Source organism: Vibrio sp., from assembly GCF_984391705.1.
The window spans coordinates 2422-7715 of sequence record NZ_CFHWOM010000094.1; the positions used below are offsets into that span (position 1 = coordinate 2422).

4 protein-coding genes are annotated in these 5294 nt (G+C 41.5%); 2 read left to right on the forward strand and 2 right to left on the reverse strand.

The window, feature by feature from the left end:
* Positions 1–50: 50 nt before the first annotated feature.
* Together AC4MRV_RS20990 and AC4MRV_RS20995 are read right to left on the reverse strand one after the other, a co-directional pair.
* Positions 51–1070, reverse strand: a complete 1020-nt coding sequence (locus AC4MRV_RS20990) for an aldo/keto reductase (RefSeq protein ID WP_491189239.1) — start codon at positions 1068–1070, stop codon at positions 51–53.
* Positions 1071–1275: 205 nt separating this feature from the next.
* A complete protein-coding gene (locus AC4MRV_RS20995; RefSeq protein WP_022593155.1) occupies positions 1276–2160 on the reverse strand; it encodes a LysR family transcriptional regulator in 885 nt (294 codons plus the stop codon).
* 216 nt (positions 2161–2376) lie between these two features.
* On the opposite strand from AC4MRV_RS20995, the gene AC4MRV_RS21000 reads away from it, so the two are divergent.
* Both AC4MRV_RS21000 and AC4MRV_RS21005 read left to right on the forward strand, forming a co-directional pair.
* A complete protein-coding gene (locus AC4MRV_RS21000; RefSeq protein ID WP_491189240.1) occupies positions 2377–3882 on the forward strand; it encodes an aldehyde dehydrogenase family protein in 1506 nt (501 codons plus the stop codon).
* Between the two features lie 43 nt (positions 3883–3925).
* The gene (locus tag AC4MRV_RS21005; protein ID WP_491189241.1) at positions 3926–5266 is read left to right on the forward strand and encodes a lyase family protein; all 1341 of its coding nucleotides are present in this window, start codon (positions 3926–3928) and stop codon (positions 5264–5266) included.
* The last annotated feature ends 28 nt before the right edge of the window (positions 5267–5294 follow it).

Below are 5294 nucleotides of genomic sequence, written 5' to 3' on the forward strand. Positions count from 1 at the left end.
AAAAATGGCACGTTAAGTGCCATTTAAATACAGTTTGAGTTATATGCTATTTATTTAGCGTAAATACCTTCGGGGAGGCGAGCTTCTCGAGGGATACGATTTCCTGCTGTGTAATCGTTGATTATATCGCAAGGCGTATAATTGCGTTCTAACTCAAATATATCATCTTGATCTAGATTCATTTCCAAAGCAGCTAGAGCGCTATTGAATTGTTCCGGAGTATCAGCACCAACTAACATCGAGGAAACGTATTGTTTAGATAGTACCCAAGCTTGTGCTACCTGAGCGGGAGCTACATTGTGCCTCTGGGCTACGCGGGCAACAGAAGTAGAAATATCAAATGAAGCCTTGTCGTTATACATTTCGGCAGTAAAGAAATCGGTTTTGTTTCGGTTAGACTGCATATCATTAGTGAGGATACCCCGAGCAAGAGGACTAAATACCGACACTCCGATGCCTTGGTCTTGGCAATATGGAATCATCTCTCTCTCTTCTTCTCGGTAGGCACAATTATATTGTAATTGCATGTTGATAGGTTTTACCCAACCGTTTTGATCACATACCTGGATGATCTTAGCGAGCTGCCATGTATACATGGTTGAAACACCAATATAGCGAGCTTTGCCTGATCGAACGATATCATTCAGAGCGCACATTGTTTCTTCGATAGGGGTGTTTACATCAAAGAAATGAAGCATGTAAATATCTACATAGTCCATCTTCATGCGCTTTAGCGATGCATCAATGGAGTTCATTATATGCTGGCGAGAGTGGCCTTGTGCGTTGATGTCATCATTCATTTGGTAGCCAACTTTAGTTGTGACAATCAGTTTGTCACGTTGTCCAATGCGATTGAGTACATTACAAACGACTTCTTCACCTGCTCCATATGAGTAAAAGTCTGCTAGGTCGATAAAGTTAACACCATGGTCGATAGCATGACGAATGATTGGCTCGCTCTCTTTCTCATTAAAGATCCAAGGCTTCCATTCCTTAGAGCCCATGTTCATCGTTCCAAGGCACAAACGAGACACCTTGAGGCCAGAGTTACCTAGTTGTACGTATTCCATATTCACCCCTCGCATTATGTAAACGAAATGTTTAATTTTTGTTTGTTGACCTGAGTATTTAGATTCAAAAGCCGACAAAACACGAGTGAATATAAGTTAGGTATGCATGAGTTTAGTTCATTATTGCATGCGATGTGAAATTAAAACCTTAAAAAACAATTGGTTATATTTTGATTGTTAATAGTGGTTGTTTGAAAAATTGAAGCTAAGACACGCTAAGGCACTCTTCTTTCAACCAAGACACAAATGCTTCAACTTTACTCGTACCGACTTTGGGAGTCGGGACATGAATGAAGTACCCATAGCGACTGCGACATTGCAGAGGGTGGAATTGGATTAGTTCCTGTTTTTTAAGTGAGTGATAAACCATATTGAGATCGACTACCGCGAATCCACCTCCAGCGATAGCTGTATTTATCACCTGCTCTTGAGTACTCATCGAAATCCCTTTTCGATGTCCCTCTGTCAATTGAATATTGGCAGATTCAAGCCAGTCTTTCCATGCCGGGAGGTTATGACCATGGTGGCGAATATGGAGCATCTTATGTGTATGGGCCTCAATATTCATGCTCTCGGTAACTAGGTCTTGATTACAGACTGCTACGTATTTTTCTTTAAACAACAAGTTGTCTTTTGCGTAGAATTCACTGACTTCATCAAAGAGGATTTCAATATCGTATAGGGTACTTTGCTCTCGTTTGCTATAGATCTGTAAGTCATACTGAGGAAATGCTTTAGCAAAGTTAACGAGGTGAGCACTCAACCAACGGCTAGTAAATGTTGGAGGAGCAAGGACAACTAATCGCTGTTGAAGATTGGGGTTCCGTATGACCTCTAATCCTTTCTCAACCTCAGAAAGAGAACGAGAAATCGTGTCGAGAACTTGCTCGCCAATCGGAGTTAACTCAAGGAGACCTCGAGTAGATGTGCGTTTAAAAAGCGGTACACCCAAATACTCCTCGAGTTGTTTTATCTGTTTGCTAACCGCCCCCTGCGTAACATTTAAAATGTTTGCCGCAGCGGTGAAACTTAAGTGCGTACCTGCAACTTCAAATACTCGAACTGCATTAAGCGAGGGTAGTTGTCTCATTATCTTGCTCCTAGTCACAAATACAGCGACTTAGAACTCAAACTCGGTCACTGCGTTTCACATTAATTTCCGAAATAGCGCGCTCTTATCGGTTTTTTTGAATTCTAACGATTAAATCTCATATGTTAATTACTTTTATTCAGTTGTTGTGAAATTGTGATATCTGTAAATTTTTAAGGACTGACCACAATGACAAATGCGCAGTTTGGAGAAAATATGGATACTCAATACAACTTAGCGATCGCTACAGCTAAAGAGTGGCTAAGCAAAGATAAAAAACAATTTATTGGTGGCCAATGGGTTCTTGGCAACTTAGAGAATAACTGGATGGTTACCAACCCTAGTAATAGAGATGTGTTATGTAACATCCCTTTAGCTGATGAGCAGCTAGTTGAAGAAGCAACTGTTGTTGCCTCACAAGCTCACCAATCTGGTGTTTGGAGTAAAGTTAGTAGGACTGAACGAGCTAAAGTTCTTCGCGATATTGCGCAAGTTATTCGCGATCATACTGAAGTCTTAGCGGTGCTAGAGACGCTACCAAATGGGAAACTTTTAACAGAGTCGTTGGCAGATGATATCCCAACTTGTGCTGATATCTTTGAGTACTATGCAGGTTGGACTGACAAATTTTATGGCGAAACGTCACCTGTCGACGCGGAATACCTTAACTTCACGAATAAAGAACCGGTTGGTGTGTGTGCTCTTATCGCCCCTTGGAATTTTCCTCTTTATCAGGCCGCGTTGAAAATCGCTCCGGCTTTAGCTATGGGGAATACGGTTATTCTAAAACCGTCCGAGTTTACACCTTTGACCTCCTTATATTTGATAGAAAAAATTGTTGAAAACGTTGATATTCCAGACGGTGTTTTAAACCTAGTAATCGCTGATGGAGCGGCTTCAAATCAGCTAACAGTCAGCAATAATGTGCAAAAAGTTTCCTTTACGGGCAGTACACCAATTGGACGCAAAATTATTGAGAATAGCGGCCAATCAAACATGAAATCAGTCACGCTCGAGCTTGGCGGTAAGTCTCCTTGTATTTTCTTTGAGGATACTGAAAACCTGGATGCTGCTATTGATCGCGCCTTTACTGTTATGTTCTCTCATAAAGGTGAAAAGTGCTCCGAACCAACACGCTTCTTAATTCAAGAAGGGATTTATGACTATGTTCTTGAGAAACTGATAGCTAAAGCAGAAGCTGTTAAGTGTGGTGATCCGTTAGATCCTCAAAGTGAACAAGGACCTCAATGTAATGAAGCGCAGTTCAATAAAATCATGTCTTACATTGAGATAGGTAAAACCGAAGCAAAACTGGTGGCTGGTGGTACGCGAGATACATCAAATGGGAATGACAACGGCTACTTTGTGCGACCAACAATTTTCTCAGAAGTACCTGAAGATGCACGTATAGCTCGCGAGGAGATCTTTGGGCCAGTGCTTTCCTGTATCAAATTCAGAACTGAAGAAGACGCCGTTAGAATAGCTAACAACACGGAATATGGGCTTGCAGCAGGTATATACACATCTAATGTGACTCGCGCACATCGAATGGTTGATCAGATTGATGCTGGTATGGTGTTTGTAAACAAATATGGCTGCTATGGACTTGCCAGCCCATTTGGAGGCTTTAAACAAAGTGGCTGGGGTAAAGAAATGGCCATTCATTCGCTATCTTCTTACACAAAGACTAAGAGTATTTGGGTCTACTACGGCGAAAGCTAGTCAAATATGTTGGGCGGTCCTATCCGCCCAATTAAGGAAAAATATGCAATACAGAATCGAAGTCGATAATATTGGTGAAGTGAAAATTCCAGCGTTACTCCCTTATGGTGCTCAAACACAACGAGCTCTAAATCTGTATCCTGTAGATAGTCAAAAAACACTTGGTGACTACGCTTCACTTGTCACTGCTGTTTTACGCGTCAAATTAGCTTCTGCTCGTGTAAACAGGGAAATAGGAGAAATGGATCCAGTGCTTTCATTGAACGTTGAAAACACCTGTCAGTCCATACTAGAAAACTACCAAAAGGAGCTATTCCCCGTTCACGCCTTTCATGGTGGCGGTGGCATTTCAGTTAATATGAATGTCAACGAAATCGTCGCTAACATTGTCAATCATAGCTACTATGCCCAATCGTACGGCTCGTATTCACCTGCTCATCCGAATGATGCTATTAATATGAATCATTCAACGAGCGACTGCTTACAAACCGCAAGTCACTTAGCTACTATTGAAGCCCTTGATTGCTTAATGACTACTATTGAGCGATTGATATATGCGCTTGAGTATTTAATGGTAAATCATGGCGACAGTTCTAAACTCGCTAGAACCTGTATGCAGGATGCGGTGACAATAAAGTTTAAACAGTTCTGGAGTGGTTACTTAGCATCACTGCGCATGTATCAAATGCATCTTAAAGAGTGTAGACATGACCTTCAGGCTGTGAATTTAAGCGGAAATATTATTGGTCGAAATGGTGACTGCTCAACGGCTTATGCTGAGCGTTGTATCTCAGTGCTTTCAGAAGTTACTGGCATAGAGCTACGTAAGAACGACAATTTGTTTCAATCTAGCCAATCGTTTGATGCTCAAGTCCGTTGTGTAAGCCAAGTTGAAAATTTAGCTGGTTTTATCATTAAAATGGCGAAAGACCTGCGCCTGATGTCTTCTGGTCCAGAGGGCGGCTTATCGGAAATTACGCTTCCAGCTGTGCAGGCTGGTTCAAGCGCTATGCCGGGAAAAGTAAACCCTACGATTCCCGAGTTTGCGATTCAGTCTGCTATGCAAGCACAAGGGCATTGTTACTCATCTAAACAAGCACATGTTCATGGAGAGTTAGACTATAACCCGTGGGGAATGCTACTGACTACCAATCTACTTGATGCAATAGATCACTTAGATAAGGGAATCTCAGTACTGACTGAAAAATGTATTTTCGGAATAGAAGTTAACTCAGAGACCGAATCTCGCAATGAGTTCGCTTTAGTGCCGCTCGTGGTTCGCGTTAAGTCAAAGATCGGATACAAAGCTACTTTAGAATGTGTCAAAGAGGCTAAAGACTCAAACGAGTTAAAAGAGACGTTACAAGAAATTTTGAAGCAATAGTCTCAAATCGTTATCAGAAAGGTTCTGA